Source organism: Dasania sp. GY-MA-18 (assembly GCF_024734385.1).
Taxonomy (GTDB): Bacteria; Pseudomonadota; Gammaproteobacteria; order Pseudomonadales; family Dasaniaceae; genus Dasania; species Dasania phycosphaerae.
Genome location: NZ_JANHAP010000010.1, coordinates 1 through 15840, shown reverse-complemented (window position 1 = coordinate 15840; position 15840 = coordinate 1). Strand labels below are relative to the sequence as shown.

Here is a 15840-nt window from a genome sequence, read left to right as displayed (position 1 = left end):
CATGCCGTTTTGCTATCTACAGATATTGTTAGCGAAGTTTACTCGCAGTTTTCGCGTATGGCTTTTTTGGCGCGCTCAACCTGTACTTGTTTTTCTTCTTCGGTAATTAGGCGTTGGGTGCCATCTGGATCGGTGATGCGTATGCGGGCTGCATTGTTAAAGGCTTGCATATTGGCCTGCGCTTGCTTGCAGCGTTCGGGATCTTTGGGCGGCAGTATTTCCATTTTTAAAGGCTCTTCCGGCTGGGTGGCGGCTGCCTCTTGCTCGCTGCTGGCTACCGGTGGGTTGCTGCCGCGGCTTTTTTTGGAGCCAGGTGTTTCTATAAACTCGGCTTTAATGCCTGCCTCAGGAGGGCGGTCAGAAAGCTTTAAGTTACCTTCGCTATCCTTCCAGCGGTAATAACCGGAAGGCTCGGCCCACAAGGTGGCGCTAAAGCTCATCGTAATAGCCAGTAATGAGATTAGGTGTAGTATTTTGTTATTCATTGTTAGAGCCTATCCATTCCATTTAGGGGTGTATCTATTAAAGCCGTAGCGATAATGCTTAATTGATTATGACAAATCATAGCCTTTTTTATAGAGTTTGAGCATATTCCGATTAAATTTCTTTGTGTAACGATAAAAAACGTGCAGATTACTGCTTTTTTAAGGGCTGTATGTTGACTTTAGCTGGCTATGCTGCAAAATTGAGCGCTGAAAATTAGCTAATATCGTTCACTTACCGGTGGCGGTATTTGCGTCGTGTCGTTGCTTACCGGCCTCGACAGCGGGACGCTCCCTAAATTCTGCAAGCACATAGCCGTGTTGCAGGGTTGCGTTAGCCAGCAGTGCTAGCCAAACCTTGTACGGTGTGCTCCCAGTAGGGAGACACCCTGGTTGTGAGTTTGCGCCAGCCTTTGTAAGTATTGATGGTTTTTGCTAAACCTCGTGCTTATCTGCCGCAGTGCACTCTCATGGTTTTTTAATTATTACACGAGGAAAACTCCGTGGAGATGTTATCAGGCGGCGAAATGGTCGCACGCGCCCTGCAAGACGAAGGCGTTGAGTTTATATTCGGCTATCCCGGCGGCTCTGTGCTGCATATATATGATGCCCTGTTTCAAACATCAAAAGTGCCGCATATCTTAGTGCGTCACGAGCAGGCAGCTACCCATGCGGCCGATGGCTATACCCGCGCCACCGGCAAAACCGGCGTGGTATTGGTGACCTCTGGCCCCGGTGCTACTAACGCGATTACTGGCATAGCCACTGCTTATATGGATTCTATACCCATGGTGGTGATTTCTGGTCAGGTGCCCTCCGATAAAATTGGTGAGGATGCCTTTCAGGAAACCGACATGATAGGTGTGTCGCGCCCCATAGTTAAACACAGCTTTTTGGTGCGTAAGGCCAGTGATATACCCGAGACTATTAAAAAGGCGTTCTATTTAGCCTCTACTGGTAGGCCCGGTCCTGTGGTTATTGATATCCCTAAAGACATCACCAACCCCGCTGAGAAGTTTGAGTATCACTACCCCGATAAAATTAAGCTGCGCTCTTACACCCCTACGGTCAAAGGCCACTCTGGCCAGATTAAAAAGGCCGTGAAGTTATTGATGTCGGGTAAGCGCCCGATTATCTATTCCGGTGGTGGTGTAATCCAGGGTAATGCCAGTGACTACCTCACGGCCTTGGCTCGCGCTTTAAATGTGCCGGTTACCAATACCCTTATGGGCTTGGGCGGCTTTCCTGCTGACGACCCACAGTATGTGGGTATGTTGGGTATGCACGGCACTTATGAGGCCAACACGGCCATGCATCACAGCGATGTGATTTTAGCGGCGGGTGCCCGTTTTGATGACCGGGTAACTAATACCATCTCTAAGTTCTGCCCTACCGCCAAGATTATCCACATAGATATAGATCCGGCGGCTATCTCCAAAACCATTATGGCGGATATACCCATAGTGGGGCCGGTAGATGTGGTGCTTAAAGACATGTTGGCGCAGGTAAAAGAGTACAACAGCAATGGTGAGGTGAGCTTGGATCACGGCGCTATTGAGGCTTGGTGGAAACAAATCAACGAATGGCGTGATGCCCACGGTTTGTGGACGGCACCTCGCTACGACACCACTACGGGCTTAATCAAGCCGCAGCAGGTTATTGAATCGCTATACCAAACCACTAATGGCGAGGCGTTTGTGACCTCTGATGTAGGGCAGCACCAGATGTTTGCCGCTCAGTATTACCGTTTTAACAAGCCGCGCCGTTGGATCAACTCTGGTGGCTTGGGCACTATGGGCTTTGGCCTGCCTGCCGCCATGGGGGTGAAGCTAGCTCACCCAGAGGCCGATGTGGCCTGTGTAACCGGTGAAGGCAGCATACAGATGAATATACAAGAGCTGTCTACCTGTACCCAGTACAACTTGCCGGTAAAAATTATCAACCTTAATAATGGCTATTTAGGCATGGTTAAGCAGTGGCAGGATATGCAGTACAGCAGCCGCTATTCACAAAGCGTGTACGAAGATTCACTGCCTGATTTTATCAAGCTGGCTGAAGCCTACGGCCATGTAGGCATGAAGGTGGATAAATTATCAGACCTAGACGACGCCATGAAAGAGGCCTTTAGCTTAAAAGACCGCTTAGTATTTATGGATATTTATGTAGACCGCCACGAGCATGTATACCCCATGCAAATAGCCCCTAATGGCTCTATGCGCGATATGTGGTTAAGCAAGGGGGAGAGAAGTTAATGAGACATATTATTTCCGTTTTGTTAGAAAACGAGCCTGGCGCGCTAAGCCGTGTTGTAGGCCTATTTTCGCAACGCGCCTATAACATAGAAACCCTAAACGTGGCCCCCACAGAGGATCCCACGTTATCGCGTCTAACCCTTACCACCATAGGGGATGACAGCAAAATCGAGCAAATCATTAAGCATCTAAACCGCTTAATTGATGTGGTGAAGCTGGTAGACCTCAGCGAGGGCTCCCATGTAGAGCGCGAGCTGATGTTAATCAAGGTCAAGGCCACCGGCGCTCAGCGTGCTGAAATCAAGCGCACCACCGACATCTTCCGCGGCCAGATTGTTGATGTGGGCTCTACCCTGTATACCATACAGATACTAGGCACAGCCGATAAGCTGGATGCCTTTATCGAAGCCCTAGGCGAGGCCACTATTATAGAAGTGGTACGCAGCGGTGTTTCGGGTATAGCCCGTGGTGATAAGGCCTTAACGTTATAATATCTATAGGTTTAGGGCATAAAAGGGGGGGCGTGAGCAGCCCCTTTTTTTTGTGTTAGGATAAGCCTGTTTAGGAGGGGGGCGATAGCGATATAAACCCCAGCGCTTTTTTGCTACCATGGCGGGCTTTAGCGTACCTCCATTAGTTTTACCAGAGCTATAATTATTTTATGAAGCTGTCAGATTCCCTACAGTCGCTGCATGTTGAAGAGCGTGTTCAGCGCATAGTCACGACCATACGTGCCGAAGAGGCCCGTTTGCGTGCCAAATATACCTTTTTAAAGTATCAGGACTTGATAGGCCTAGCCATTATGCTGTTCTCCTTGGCGGGTATGCTGGGCTCGGCAGCGCTGTATTATTACGAGGCTATACCTGTTTGGGCTGCGATAGTGCTGGCGGCGATCTTTGCCTCCCTATCCCATGAGTTAGAGCACGACCTGATACACCGACAATATTTCAAGAAAAACGCCTTTATGCATAACCTGATGATGTGGGTAGTGTGGATTATGCGCCCCAACACCATCAACCCTTGGTACAGGCGTAAGCTGCACTTTTTACATCATAAGACTTCGGGTACCCAGCAGGACTTAGAAGAGCGCCTAGTAGGCAACGGTATAGGTAATTTTCTGCTGCGCTATTTGGTGATGTTTGACGGCTTACTGGGTATGTTAGTGCGCCGCAAAATATTGGCTAAAGAAGTGGATGAGTTTGATGTAGAGAAAATGCTGTCCTCTGCCTTTCCCATAGCCGTGCTGTATTTTACCGCCTGGTATGCTTTTTTAGTGTTTCACGGGGTAGATTTTTTATGGGGCGCCGAGCTGGCCTACCCAGAGTGGTTGCTTAGTATAGTTGCCGGTTTAAACTTTTTAGTGGTGGTGCTAATCGCGCCTAATTTTTTACGCTCTGGCTGTTTGAATTTTGTTACCTCACATATGCATTATTACGGTGGAGTAGACAATATCTTGCAACAAACCCAGGTGCTAAAGGGTTGGTTTATGTTTCCCTTCCACCTGTTTTGTTTTAATTTTGGCAGCACCCATGGCATACACCACTTTGTGGTGGGGCAGCCTTTTTATATACGGCAAATGGTGGCCAAGGTGGCACATAAGGTGATGAAGGAAAACGGCGTGCGTTTTAATGATTTAAAAACTTTTATTAATGCCAACCGCTATACCGCCGATCCCAGCAGCTAGCAATCAGCTGTAATTGTTTAACAAGGCCGCATAACTTATGCGGCCTTTTTTGTGCCCAGGTGTTGGGCTTGAACATTTGCTTGTAACTTCCCTGTCATAAAATTGTATTAATTTACTGTGCTGATACTCCTACGAAGTTAAGGTTGAGTGCAGTGAAAATCCGTCATATAAATTTTTTACTGGTTGGTGCTTTAATACTGCTAACCATAAGTTTAGCGATTACCGTTGTTTGGGGCTTGCAGCAATTGAGTCTAACGGCAACGGCTACCGAGCGTTATTACCAGCTTAGTAGCAAGGTGAATAAGGATATTTTTACTGCCATAGAAGGCTATTTGCTTAGTGGTGATAGTTTGCAATTGTCGCAAGCCGAGTCACTGGTTGATAGCCTTATCCAGCATGATTTACCCGCCCTAAATAAAAATCTGCGTGCCGAGCTGCTCCCCATTGCTAGGCAATTACAGCAGCGGCTGTCTACGGATTTAAGAGCGGTAGGTAAGTTATCGGGTAATGAGGCCGTGATTTTGGAACAGGCTGAATCCAGTATGCTGGCTACGCTGAGTTCGCTAGCAGATTATGCCGCGCAGGCGCAGGCAGACACAGATAGGGCAGAGTATTTGGAGTTGCTGGGACGTTTGAGTCGTGATGTGGCTGGCTTAAGTTATTATCGGGTTAAGTTATTTAATTTAGAGTCAGGCCTAGCTGACAATATTAGCTCGCAGTTAAAGCGGCTCTTAGATTTACAGCAGCAGCTGAGCTTGTTGCCTAGCTTGGCAATATATGTAGAAGATAGCAGTGATGAGATGGAGGCGCTGCTGTGGGGGGATGATGATAACGCCCAGCCCGCAGAAGAGCAGGGTGATCTGCTCAAACAGGAGCTGCACAGCTTGCTTAAACGTTACCCGCAGGAGCTGCAGCGCAGCCAAAAATTGTTAACAGCGGCGCAGCAGGCGCGCGATAGTGTCAAGCAGCAGTTGGCAGTCTTACAACAGCAGCTCGCTACTTTAGAGACTATGGTATTGACTCAGCGCAATAGCATAGAGCGCCAAGTGCACACAGTGATGCTGCTAGTGAGCGTGGCGATGATAGTACTGGCTTTACTGGTGTTTATTTTTCAGCATTGGCTGGCCGGTTTGATGAGTGCCGTTAATAAAGACATTGCGGCATTGGCGCAGGGTGACTTCCGCCCTCGTAAAATTAATAGCAGCCGCATTAAAGAGCTGGCGGGTTTATTGCGTTCCTATCAGTTGTTACAGCAAACATTAAATAGTTTGGTGGGCGATATTAGCGAGCGCAGTCATGAAATACAGCAGGCTAGCCAAAAAGTGACTGCCAGTGCCGGGGCGATTTGTCAGTTTAGTGCCGAACAGCGTCAGCAAACCCAGCAGGCCGAGGTGCTGGTTAGTGAGGTGGCTAAGTCTGTGCAGCATGTGGCCGAGCAAACCGTCAGCATCTCTGCGGTTACTCAGCAAGCCAGTGACATTGTATTGGATGGCCAGCAAAAAATTACTCTATCTTTACAACATATAGAGGCATTGCACTTAGGGTTAAAACAAAGTGATCAAGCGCTAACGGCTTTGCAGGCTCACAGCCAGAGCATTAACGGCTTTGTGGAGGTGATACAAAGCATTGCCGAGCAAACAAATTTATTGGCTTTAAACGCGGCTATAGAAGCCGCTAGAGCAGGTGAACAGGGCCGGGGTTTTTCGGTAGTCGCCGATGAAGTGAGAAACCTGGCGGGTAAAACCAATGAGGCCACCCATGAGATCCAGCGATTGATTGCGCAGGTGTCACAATCCACCGTTGATTTAAGTGAAGTGATGCAGCGGCAGTTAACGGGTAGTGAGGATACTGCAAAAATTTCTCAGGATGCAGGTCAGGCATATCAATCTCTAATGGCTAAGGTGGAGGATATTAATGGCCTGATGGCCTCTATAGTTGTACAGGCCGAGCAGCAGGCGCAGGCAGTTAGTGATGTGAGTCGTGGCATAGAGCTGGTGGCAGAAAAATCACAAGTAGCCAGCCATAAAAGTGAACAAGCGCTTAATGTTAGTGAAGACTTGCTGGGTATTAGCAATGCCTTTGTGCAATTAACGCAGTCTTATAAAGTTTAAGGCAATATATTGCTCAGGTGGTTGTGATGATTGAGTAGGATAATTAATGTTGATACGTTTAATGAAATATTTTAACAGCCTATAGTTCAGACGCTACGGGCTAAAAATAAGCCCGTAATCATTAATATCACCCCTGCGCTGCGGCGAAAATCGATGGCAGTGACTGGCGTACCTAGTGCGCCAAAATGATCTATCAGTACCGCGATAACAATCTGGCCAGTGACAATAAAACAAATGGCATTACCTACGCCCATACGCGGGGCGAGGTAGGTAATAGATAGTACGTAGCTGGCTACAATTAAACCGCCTATATAACTATAAGCAGGAGCCTTGGCAAAGTCCGCGATGCTGGGCATGGGCACTCGGTTAATCAGCACATAACTGCTAATAAACAGCAAGCCAACTACAAACAACAATAATGCTGAGTACACAACGCTACCTATGGATTTGCTGAGGCTTGCGTTTGCGGCAGCTTGCACGGGGATGAGTGCGCCTGCACAAATCGCCATGCAAGGCAATAATAGCCAAGCTTTCATGGTGTGACGCCTATTTGTTTTTTCGTAAGGCGGTAACTTGGTCGTAGCCTATGCCCCAGTTATCGGTGTTCACTTCATCGATAAGCACAAAGGTGGTTGCCGGGTTCTTATTAAGCACATCGACTAACAACTGAGTAGTGCCTGCTATAAGGGCTTGCTTTTGTTCTTTGGTGACGTTTTCATCGGTAATTTTTATATTGACGTAGGGCATCGTTTTTCTCGCTTAAGGGTTTAGATTGTGTTGTTTGTTGTTAGGTCTAAGATGGTTTGTTCAAAATAGTCCGCCGAATTTGAACCGCTGACTAAGCTGTGCTCATTAAAAATAAAAGCCGGCACGCTGCTTAATTCAAATTGCTGTACGCGCTGCTTTTTAATCAGCAGTTGTTGCTGTATTTCATTTGAGCTCAGTGCCTGCTCCGCCTGTGGTCTATCCAAGTCCAATGACTCAGCCAAATCCAACAAGACTTGCGTGTTACTAATATCCAAGCCGTGCTTAAAATAGGCGTCAATTAGCAACTCATTCATGGCTTGTTGTTTGCTGTGGCTTTCACACCAGTGCAGCAAATAGTGCGCCTTGTTACTGTTGTAGTAATGGCTGCGCTTAGTAAAATCTATGCAAACGCCGGCCAGTTTAGCCGCCGTTAACAAATGGTTGCGATAGCGCTGTCGCGTCAGCTCATTCCATTGGTAGCGCCGCTCTAGGTGAGCGTCTATCTCCTCGCCCATAGCGCCCATGTCGGGATTCAATTCATAGGGCAAAAAATAGATGTCGGCCGTAATCGCCAGCTTGCGTAGCGCCCGCTGCAGGTTGGCATAGCCTATGGGGCACCAAGAGCAAACAATATCGTGTATTACCTCTATCTTTATTGCGCTCATCAATTGCTGTCCTGCATATCGCTATACATTTTATTGACGATTAGCCAGCGCCCGTTTTCTTTTAGCAGGCCCAGAAAGTCTACATAGGCGTGATCAAATAACGGGCACTGCAGTTTCACCATGGCCTGATCTTTGATGATTTCTATAGCCAATAATTGGTAGTCATAGGGCTTGCCCTGTTGGGCGGGTACCGGCCGGTTAGCAACCGCATCTAGCCACTGCTTAAGGCTGCACCGTAAGCCAGGGGCTTTTAGAAATGCATCCGGATGGAAGATGGCTTCCAGCTTGGCGACATCGCCAAAGTGCAGGCCATCAAAATAATCCCGTATTATGTCCATCACTAAGTCAAACTCATGGGCGCCAAAATCCGTGTCACAGGAAATGCTAGATGCGGTATTACTCATAATCATCTCCACTATGGATACTGAGCTAAGCGGCTGATTGCTGTTGTTCAGCATTCACGGCGCGTTGAAAACTGGGCATGGCTTGTACCGCAGCGACCATTTTTTGACTGTTATGCCCCAATCGTATTGCTACTGGGAAGCTGGCGCCCCAGCGTGAATACACTGCGAGCATAATATCTGCGGCCGAAGGCTGGTCCCCACCCAGAAAAGCGTGTGTTGCTAGCTGCTGCTCCACCACTTGCCACAGCTGATTAATCGTCAGAGCGGCTGCATCGAAGGCCGATTGTTTGGCGTTGTCATCGCTAATGTGCTGGGCGATAAAAAATAAGCGACCATAGGCGGGGTGCATGGTGGCGTTGGCAAACATTAGGTCTTGTATAGCTTGTTCGCGCGCCGCGCCAGTGGCTGGCAGCATGCTGTTCTGATGTTTATTGAGTAAGTAGATCATCAGGGCGGCTCCTTCGCGTAAGGTTTTGTCGCCATCAACCAATACGGGCACCGTGCCTATGGGGTTGATGGCAGAGAAATTCTCTACTTGTTGTTTGTCGATGATCGCTACGTCTTGCTTGAGTTCGTGCAATACCACTTGGGTTGCCAAAGAACATGCGCCGGGTTGGTAATAAAGTGTGTACATGGTGTTCTCCAATCAGTTTGTTAGGCATCTCATCTCTCAATGCGATGTAGGGCAGTCTAAGGGCTTGTGAAAAAGTCATATATAGTTACAATCAAAACCTAATGTTTCCATATTGATGACAATATGATTGTAATGGTGAGGGGCGAGGATAGCTGGGGTGGATAGCAGAGATGGATAAATTACGAGCTATACAGCTGTTTGTTAGGCTGGCTGACTTGGGGAGCTTTACCCGGGTGGCTGAGCAAATCAATGTCTCGAAATCGATGATCAGCAAAGAGATAGGCCGCTTAGAGGAAGATCTAGGCGCTCGCTTATTGCATAGGTCCACCCGCAGCGTGCAGCTCACCCACGTGGGCGAAGGCTATTTGCAGCGGGCACGGGAGATTCTAGAAAAGATCGACGATGCCGACAGCTTTGTGAACGACCTGCAGCATAACCCCCGTGGCAAACTCAAAATTAACGCGCCTATGGCTTTAGGTATTACCGAGCTGTCAAAAATGTTCGCCGATTTTATGCGTGCCTATCCAGACATAGCGCTGGATATACACTTGGGCGATGAAGATGTCGACTTAGTTGAGCAGGGTTTTGATTTAGGTTTTCGGGCCTCCAGTCGCCCCTTTGACTCTAGCTATGTAGGGCGACCCCTAACCGAGTTTAGCTACCATGTTTGTGCATCACCGGGTTATCTACAGTCCCATACACCGATTTTCCTGCCGCGAGATTTACAGTCGCATAACTGTTTTGTATACAGCTACTTTAAGGGAAAAAATGTTTGGCCCATAGAGGATGGCGTGGTGATCGACGGCGCGTTGCGGGTGAACAGCGTACTGTTCATGATGGAGGCGATAAAAGCTGATTTAGGCTTGGGATTCTTACCCGACTTTGTCTGCCGCAGCGCCTTAGACAGTGGCGAGTTAGTAGAGGTGTTGGCGGACGCAAAGAAGCCCAGGCTGACACTGTATGCCTTATACCCCGCACGGCATTTTGTACCCGCCAAAATTGTGCAGTGTATTGAATTTCTCGAGCGTTGGTTTGATCAAGCGCGCTGAATTTAGTGTGTGGTATATGCCATAAAAAAGGCCGAATCTCATAGAGACTCGGCCTTTCTCTTGCTGCTTCAAGCTTGTAGCTTGCCGCTGATCGTTTACTTCGCGTTCAGCGAATTAAACGATCTTCTTCATCGCCGTCATGTAATCACGCAACTCTTCACCGATAATTTCTACAGGGTGGTAGCGTATCTCAGCGTTGATGGCGATTAACTCAGCATTGTCTACGCCATTGTCGTCTAGCTCTAAGCCTTTGCCGATAATGTCGGTAGAAACTTTCTTCATAAAGTCAGCCAATAGTGGCTTGCAAGCGTGGTCGAATAAGTAGCAACCATACTCAGCGGTATCAGAGATAACCACGTTCATTTCGTAAAGCTTCTTACGAGCGATAGTGTTAGCAATTAACGGAGTCTCGTGTAGTGACTCGTAGTAAGCTGACTCTTCTTTAATACCCGCAGCAACCATGGTTTCAAACGCTAGTTCAACACCGGCTTTAACCATAGCTACCATTAAGATGCCTTTGTCGTAAAACTCTTGCTCGCTGATTTCTACATCGGCGTTAGTGGCTTTTTCGAAGTTGGTTTCAGCAGTCGCTGCGCGCCAGCCTAATAGGTTGGCATCGTCGTTAGCCCAATCTTCCATCATGGTTTTAGAGAAGTGGCCAGACATAATATCGTCTTGGTGCTTCTCGTATAAAGGGCGCATGATGTCTTTTAGCTCGTCAGCAATTTCAAAGCACTTGATCTTGGCAGGGTTGCTCAAGCGATCCATCATGTTGGTGATGCCGCCGTGCTTTAAGCCTTCGGTGATAGCTTCCCAGCCGTACTGGATAAACTTAGAGGCGTAACCCGCGTCTATGCCTTGCTCAACCATTTTGTCGAAGCACAAGATAGAGCCGGTTTGTAACATGCCGCAAAGAATGGTTTGCTCGCCCATTAAGTCAGACTTAACTTCAGCAATAGGAGAAGATTCCAATACGCCAGCGCGGTCGCCGCCAGTGGCAGAGGCTAAGGCTTTTGCGATTTCAAGGCCATCACCTTTAGGGTCGTTTTCGCGGTGTACAGCGATAAGTGTCGGTACGCCGAAACCACGCTTGTACTCTTCACGTACTTCAGTGCCTGGGCACTTGGGACAGCACATTACTACGGTTAAGTCTTTACGGATTTGCATGCCTTCTTCAACTAAGTTGAAGCCGTGAGCGTAATCTAAGCAAGCACCTTCTTTCATTAAAGGCATGACCGCTTCAACAACGGCAGTGTGCTGTTTATCGGGAGTCAGGTTCATCACGATGTCAGCAGTGGGGATTAGCTCTTCATAAGTGCCAACAGTAAAGCCGTTCTCAGAGGCGTTTTTGAAAGACTGACGCTTTTCGGCAATCGCTTCAGCGCGCAAGGCGTAAGAAACATCACAGCCACTGTCACGCATGTTTAAGCCTTGGTTTAGGCCTTGAGCACCACAGCCCACGATTACGATTTTTTTACCTTTAATGTAATCGCAGCCGTCAGCAAATTCTGACTGATCCATAAAGCGGCATTTTGCCAATTCTTCCAGCTGCACACGTAGTGGCAGGGTATTAAAGTAGTTCTGACCCATGGTTAATTCTCCAGAGAGTCGGAGGAAAGACCGCGCAGCGCTCTGTCCCCCCTTTCATAGTTCCGAATAGACGATGTCTATCCACCTTTTAATTCAGTGCCGGGCACTATATAGAAAAACACATGTTGCGTAAAATGATATGTTTGGCATACTGTATTGCGTCAATCGCAATACAGTATGCGGGGACAGACCGCGCAGCGCTCTGTCCCCTAAATGCTCCGTAGCTAGAGAGTCAGCCAGAGATCTTTAGCTCTGTCCCTCTTTCTAAATAGAAGCTTTTATGGACACCAAACAACTACAACTCTTCGCTCATCTAGCAGAAACCCTACACTTCGCCCAAACCGCCAATCATTTGCATATGAGCCCTTCGGCGGTGAGTCGGGCTATCGTGCGTATGGAGGAGGAGTTGGGCCAGCGCCTATTGGAGCGTGATAACCGCAGCGTGCGGCTTACTGCGGCCGGTAGGCAATTTCAGGATTATGCCAAGCAGGCCCTGTCGCAGTGGCAGCGCTTTAATGCCTCGATGGCACAGGATGCTAAACATATAAGTGGTGAGGTCAGCGTGTTTTGCTCGGTTACCGCGGTTTATAGTGTGTTGGCCGATATCTTGGAGCCCTTTAGGCACCGCTACCCAGCCATCGATATTAAACTGCATACCGGCGATCATGCCGAGGCTGTAGATCGTGTTTATGCTGGCCATGAGGATGTGGCGATAGCCGCCAGGCCCGATAAGTTGTCATCTAAGCTGCAGTTTCAAACGCTGCTGCACTCACCCCTGCTTTTTATTTACCCCACCATGCATTGCCAATTGGAGCAAAGCATACGTGAACACTTGGCGCAGGGGCAAAAGCTGCCCTGGCATGCGTTGCCCTTTATATTTTCTGAGCACGGGGTGGCTCGGTCTAGGTTGGATCAATGGTTTCGTCAGCAGGAGGTAAAGCCTAATATCTACGCCCAAGTCAGCGGCAATGAGGCTATAGTGAGTATGGTTAGTCTGGGCTTTGGGGTGGGTTTAGTGCCTGAGCTGGTGCTGCTTAACAGCCCCTTGCGCGATAAAGTGCAGGTTTTAGATGTGCAGCCACCGCTGGCTCCTTTTGCTGTGGGGGTGTGTGCGCTTAGCCAACGCATGGAAAGCCCGCAGCTGCGAGCGTTTTGGGAATGTGCAAAGGCATCGTATCAAATCGATTTTTAATTTATCATGGGCCTTTTCATCACGGTTAAAGACGATTTTATGAGCGACAACAGTAAAGAACCGGTAGATCTAAAGGCCGTTATCAATAACGGCAAGCCCTCCGCAGAAGAGCAGGCTGAGTCTGCCGGTGCCACTAGCGATCCGTTAAATCTGATTGATGAGCACGAGGAAGAGGTGCGGGTTAACGGTAAAACCGAGCGTCATAAAGGCATATACCTATTGCCTAACCTGTTTACCTCAGCGGCCTTGTTCTCAGGCTTTTACGCCATAGTTTCAGGTATGAATGGTCGTTTTGAGGCGGCGGCTATCGCCATCTTTGTTTCCATGGTGCTAGATGGTTTGGATGGCCGAGTCGCTCGCATGACCAATACTCAAAGTAAGTTTGGTGCCGAATACGATAGCTTGGCCGATATGGTGTCCTTTGGTGTGGCCCCCGCGTTGGTGATGTTTAGCTGGGCGTTAAGTGATTTGGGTAAGCTGGGCTGGGCCATGGCCTTTATTTATGTGGCCTGTGCCGCGCTGCGCTTGGCGCGCTTCAATACCCAGATTGATACTGCCAATAAAAACTTTTTTACCGGTTTGGCCAGCCCTGCGGCGGCAGCTGTGGTGGCGGGCATCATTTGGGTGTGTTTTGAAGAGGGCTATGTAGGGGCGAACCTGCCTACAGAGCTGGCGGTGTTTGCTGGCTTGATGACTGCGGCCATGGGCATTTTAATGGTTTCAAACGTGCCCTATCACAGCTTTAAAGGTTTTGATTTAAAAGGGCGCGTACCCTTTGTGATGATCATCGTGGTGATTTTATTATTTGGCGTGGTAATGCTGGATCCTGCACGTATTTTACTGCTGGGCTTTATGGCTTATGCCTTGTCAGGGCCTGTGCTTACCTTGTTGGCGAAAATACGTGCCGATAAATCGCCGTAGCATAATTAGGGGGTAAGGGAATTTTTGGCGGCGCTATAGTCTAAGCTTTCACATTCAGTGCAACTCATTAGCCTAAACTAGCGGTGCCAGCCTTGTTTAAGAATACTATCCCCTCTGCAGAGATCACCCCTGAAGCCGTTTACCTAAAGCGGCGCGACTTTATGAAAGGCTCACTGCTTGGGCTTTCTGCTCTGGGGGTGGGTGCTGGCAGCCTGCTCGCTACCAGCCCTGCGCTGGCCAATCAGCCCTTGTCACCGTTGCAATATCAAAAAGTTAAAGCGCTTGCGCAAAGCGGTTTTTATACCGATGAGGCGCTGACTCCCTATGACGATGTTAAGCGCTATAACAACTTCTATGAATTTGGCATGGATAAAACTGACCCCGCCAAGTACGCCGAGGCCATGACTGTTGACCCCTGGTCTATAGCCATAGAGGGCGAGGTGGCTAAGCCGGCCAGCTATCAGTTAGAAGATATTTTAAGCTGGGTGGATCTGGAGGAGCGTATTTACCGGCTGCGTTGTGTAGAGGCCTGGTCCATGGTGATTCCTTGGGTGGGCTTTCCCTTGGCTGAACTGATCAAAAAAGTGCAGCCTACCGCCAAGGCAAAATATATACAGTTTGAAACCTTGGCGCGCCGCTCAGAAATGCGTGGTATGCGCTCGTTAACTTCGATAATTGATTGGCCCTATAGAGAGGGCTTGCGTATGGATGAGGCTATGAACCCCTTGGCCTTTTTGGCCACGGGCTTATATGGCCGCGAGCTGCCCAAGCAAAATGGCGCACCTATACGCTTGGTACTGCCTTGGAAGTACGGCTTTAAAAGTATTAAGTCCATAGTCAAAATTCGTTTTCTAGAAAAGCAGCCTTACACCACTTGGCAGGATTTGGCGCCTGAGGAGTACGGCTTTTATGCCAATGTGAACCCCGAGGTGGATCACCCGCGCTGGAGTCAAAAATTTGAGCGGCGCTTGCCTTCCTCTTTCTTTGCCCCCAATCGTATACCCACGGAAATGTTTAATGGCTATGGCGAGCAAGTGGCGCACCTCTATAAAAACATGAATTTGAAAAAGTACTACTAAGCGTGGGTTGGTCTAAGGTTGTTGTTTTTATACTTAGTCTAGTGCCGCTGTTGTATTTGTTGGTGAGATTGGTCAGTGGGCAATTAGGACCGGACCCGGTAAAAGTGCTGATCTTGTCATTGGGGTTTTGGGCTATTACATTTTTATGGCTAACCTTGGCGATATCCCCGCTTAAACGTTTAACCGGTATTACAGAGTTAATGCGCTATAGGCGTATGCTGGGTTTGTATTGTTGGTTTTATGCCAGCTTGCACCTATTGGCTGTAGCGCACTTTTTGCTGGCTTGGGATGCGGCCATATTCGCGGAGGAGTTTAGTGAGCGGCCGTATATGGCGGTGGGTATTATTGCTTGGTTGCTGCTGCTGCCTTTGGGTTTGAGCTCTAACCGCTGGGCGATAAAAAAATTAGGGCGACGCTGGAAGCGCCTGCATCAATTGGTTTATGTGATTAGTTTATGTGTGCTGTTGCATTTTTTCTGGCTGGTGCGTTCCGACTATAGCGAAGTGTTAGTATATGCGCTGTTGTTGCTGGTGCTATTAGGCGAGCGCTTGTGGTTGTTTTTTAAGCGTAAGCGGCTGCAAGCAAATTAAAGATCTCTTTTTTTAAATCTATTCGTTGCTTTCCAATTGTTTGCCCCTATAATGCGCCGCTCGCTGATTGAGGCAAGTTCTTGATCGGAGGCTGAAAGCTAGTGATTTGCTGCTTTTTTCAGCAGGCAAAACAGCTTTTTAAATTAATTTTAAAAAGCGCTTGCCAAGGCGTATGAGATCTCTATAATGCGCCGCTCTTCCAAGGCAGAGGCCGACGGGAGAGGGTGAAAAACGCAGTTCTAGGTTTTTTCACCGCCGGTAAGACGGATTGAAAATGGTTTGCCACTTCGGTGTAAAATACTTTCAAAAATGACTTGCCAAGCCGGATGCGGCGTGTATAATTCGCATCCCTTGTTGAGGCAAGCGCTAAGCGCTGCACGGCAAGATAGTCGAGAATCCTGGCGATTCCGGCAGCTCTTTAACAAGTTGATCAAGTAATT

17 protein-coding genes are annotated in these 15840 nt (G+C 48.4%); 9 read left to right on the top strand and 8 right to left on the bottom strand.

Annotated features, from left to right (window positions below; translation table 11 throughout):
- Positions 1-38: 38 nt before the first annotated feature.
- On the bottom strand, positions 39-485 hold the full coding sequence (locus tag NO559_RS12455) for a DUF4124 domain-containing protein (protein ID WP_258332179.1): 447 nt from the start codon (positions 483-485) through the stop codon (positions 39-41).
- Between the two features lie 500 nt (positions 486-985).
- Between NO559_RS12455 and NO559_RS12450 the strand changes: the two genes are divergently transcribed.
- From NO559_RS12450 to NO559_RS12435, 4 genes are all read left to right on the top strand, one after another.
- Complete coding sequence (locus tag NO559_RS12450; RefSeq protein ID WP_258332178.1) at positions 986-2734, top strand: acetolactate synthase 3 large subunit; 1749 nt, start codon at positions 986-988, stop codon at positions 2732-2734.
- Positions 2734-3225 (top strand): acetolactate synthase small subunit, encoded by a 492-nt coding sequence (gene ilvN, locus NO559_RS12445; protein WP_258332177.1) that lies wholly within the window; start codon positions 2734-2736, stop codon positions 3223-3225. Before NO559_RS12450 ends, ilvN begins: the two co-directional genes overlap by 1 nt.
- 170 nt (positions 3226-3395) lie before the next feature.
- Positions 3396-4418: a fatty acid desaturase gene (locus tag NO559_RS12440; protein ID WP_258332176.1), complete on the top strand. Its 1023-nt coding sequence runs from the start codon at positions 3396-3398 to the stop codon at positions 4416-4418.
- A gap of 152 nt (positions 4419-4570) precedes the next feature.
- Entirely contained in the window at positions 4571-6529 is a 1959-nt protein-coding gene (locus NO559_RS12435) for a methyl-accepting chemotaxis protein (protein ID WP_258332175.1), read from the top strand.
- A gap of 86 nt (positions 6530-6615) precedes the next feature.
- Here NO559_RS12435 and NO559_RS12430 read toward each other — a convergent pair whose 3' ends face one another.
- From NO559_RS12430 to NO559_RS12410, 5 genes are read right to left on the bottom strand one after another with little or no spacing between them, the layout of a single operon-like run.
- Positions 6616-7065, bottom strand: coding sequence for a DMT family transporter (locus NO559_RS12430; RefSeq protein ID WP_258332174.1), 450 nt, complete (start codon positions 7063-7065; stop codon positions 6616-6618).
- Positions 7066-7075: 10 nt separating this feature from the next.
- Positions 7076-7276, bottom strand: coding sequence for a 4-oxalocrotonate tautomerase family protein (locus tag NO559_RS12425; protein WP_258332173.1), 201 nt, complete (start codon positions 7274-7276; stop codon positions 7076-7078).
- Positions 7277-7296: 20 nt separating this feature from the next.
- Positions 7297-7941 (bottom strand): DsbA family protein, encoded by a 645-nt coding sequence (locus tag NO559_RS12420; RefSeq protein WP_258332172.1) that lies wholly within the window; start codon positions 7939-7941, stop codon positions 7297-7299.
- A complete protein-coding gene (locus NO559_RS12415) occupies positions 7941-8345 on the bottom strand; it encodes a nuclear transport factor 2 family protein (protein ID WP_258332171.1) in 405 nt (134 codons plus the stop codon). The genes NO559_RS12420 and NO559_RS12415 overlap by 1 nt, the downstream gene beginning before the upstream one ends.
- A 25-nt stretch (positions 8346-8370) precedes the next feature.
- Complete coding sequence (locus NO559_RS12410; protein ID WP_258332170.1) at positions 8371-8979, bottom strand: glutathione S-transferase family protein; 609 nt, start codon at positions 8977-8979, stop codon at positions 8371-8373.
- A 170-nt stretch (positions 8980-9149) separates the two neighbouring features.
- On the opposite strand from NO559_RS12410, the gene NO559_RS12405 reads away from it, so the two are divergent.
- Positions 9150-10028, top strand: a complete 879-nt coding sequence (locus tag NO559_RS12405) for a LysR family transcriptional regulator (protein WP_258332169.1) — start codon at positions 9150-9152, stop codon at positions 10026-10028.
- A gap of 114 nt (positions 10029-10142) precedes the next feature.
- Here the strand turns inward: NO559_RS12405 and ilvC are convergent, their stop codons facing one another.
- The gene (gene ilvC, locus NO559_RS12400) at positions 10143-11618 is read right to left on the bottom strand and encodes a ketol-acid reductoisomerase (protein WP_258332168.1); all 1476 of its coding nucleotides are present in this window, start codon (positions 11616-11618) and stop codon (positions 10143-10145) included.
- 280 nt (positions 11619-11898) lie between these two features.
- Between ilvC and ilvY the strand changes: the two genes are divergently transcribed.
- From ilvY to NO559_RS12380, 4 genes are all read left to right on the top strand, one after another.
- Positions 11899-12810: an HTH-type transcriptional activator IlvY gene (gene ilvY / locus NO559_RS12395; protein WP_258332167.1), complete on the top strand. Its 912-nt coding sequence runs from the start codon at positions 11899-11901 to the stop codon at positions 12808-12810.
- Between the two features lie 39 nt (positions 12811-12849).
- Positions 12850-13731, top strand: coding sequence for a CDP-diacylglycerol--serine O-phosphatidyltransferase (gene pssA / locus NO559_RS12390; protein ID WP_258332166.1), 882 nt, complete (start codon positions 12850-12852; stop codon positions 13729-13731).
- A gap of 92 nt (positions 13732-13823) precedes the next feature.
- Positions 13824-14810, top strand: coding sequence for a protein-methionine-sulfoxide reductase catalytic subunit MsrP (msrP, locus tag NO559_RS12385; RefSeq protein ID WP_258332165.1), 987 nt, complete (start codon positions 13824-13826; stop codon positions 14808-14810).
- A gap of 104 nt (positions 14811-14914) precedes the next feature.
- Positions 14915-15400 (top strand): sulfite oxidase heme-binding subunit YedZ, encoded by a 486-nt coding sequence (locus NO559_RS12380; protein WP_258332329.1) that lies wholly within the window; start codon positions 14915-14917, stop codon positions 15398-15400.
- Between the two features lie 239 nt (positions 15401-15639).
- On the opposite strand, the gene NO559_RS12375 is transcribed toward NO559_RS12380, so the two are convergent.
- Positions 15640-15840, bottom strand: a 201-nt coding sequence (locus NO559_RS12375; RefSeq protein ID WP_258332164.1) for a hypothetical protein, incomplete at its 5' end; no start/stop codon positions are given.

Bases quoted from the DNA above. Each gene is read 5' to 3' on its own strand.
- NO559_RS12455 (WP_258332179.1), bottom strand. From the start codon at position 485: ATGAATAACAAAATACTACACCTAATCTCATTACTGGCTATTACGATG.
- ilvN (WP_258332177.1), top strand. From the start codon at position 2,734: ATGAGACATATTATTTCCGTTTTGTTAGAAAACGAGCCTGGCGCGCTA.
- NO559_RS12440 (WP_258332176.1), top strand. From the start codon at position 3,396: ATGAAGCTGTCAGATTCCCTACAGTCGCTGCATGTTGAAGAGCGTGTT.
- NO559_RS12430 (WP_258332174.1), bottom strand. From the start codon at position 7,065: ATGAAAGCTTGGCTATTATTGCCTTGCATGGCGATTTGTGCAGGCGCA.
- NO559_RS12425 (WP_258332173.1), bottom strand. From the start codon at position 7,276: ATGCCCTACGTCAATATAAAAATTACCGATGAAAACGTCACCAAAGAA.
- NO559_RS12420 (WP_258332172.1), bottom strand. From the start codon at position 7,941: ATGAGCGCAATAAAGATAGAGGTAATACACGATATTGTTTGCTCTTGG.
- NO559_RS12415 (WP_258332171.1), bottom strand. From the start codon at position 8,345: ATGAGTAATACCGCATCTAGCATTTCCTGTGACACGGATTTTGGCGCC.
- NO559_RS12410 (WP_258332170.1), bottom strand. From the start codon at position 8,979: ATGTACACACTTTATTACCAACCCGGCGCATGTTCTTTGGCAACCCAA.
- NO559_RS12405 (WP_258332169.1), top strand. From the start codon at position 9,150: ATGGATAAATTACGAGCTATACAGCTGTTTGTTAGGCTGGCTGACTTG.
- ilvC (WP_258332168.1), bottom strand. From the start codon at position 11,618: ATGGGTCAGAACTACTTTAATACCCTGCCACTACGTGTGCAGCTGGAA.
- ilvY (WP_258332167.1), top strand. From the start codon at position 11,899: ATGGACACCAAACAACTACAACTCTTCGCTCATCTAGCAGAAACCCTA.
- pssA (WP_258332166.1), top strand. From the start codon at position 12,850: ATGAGCGACAACAGTAAAGAACCGGTAGATCTAAAGGCCGTTATCAAT.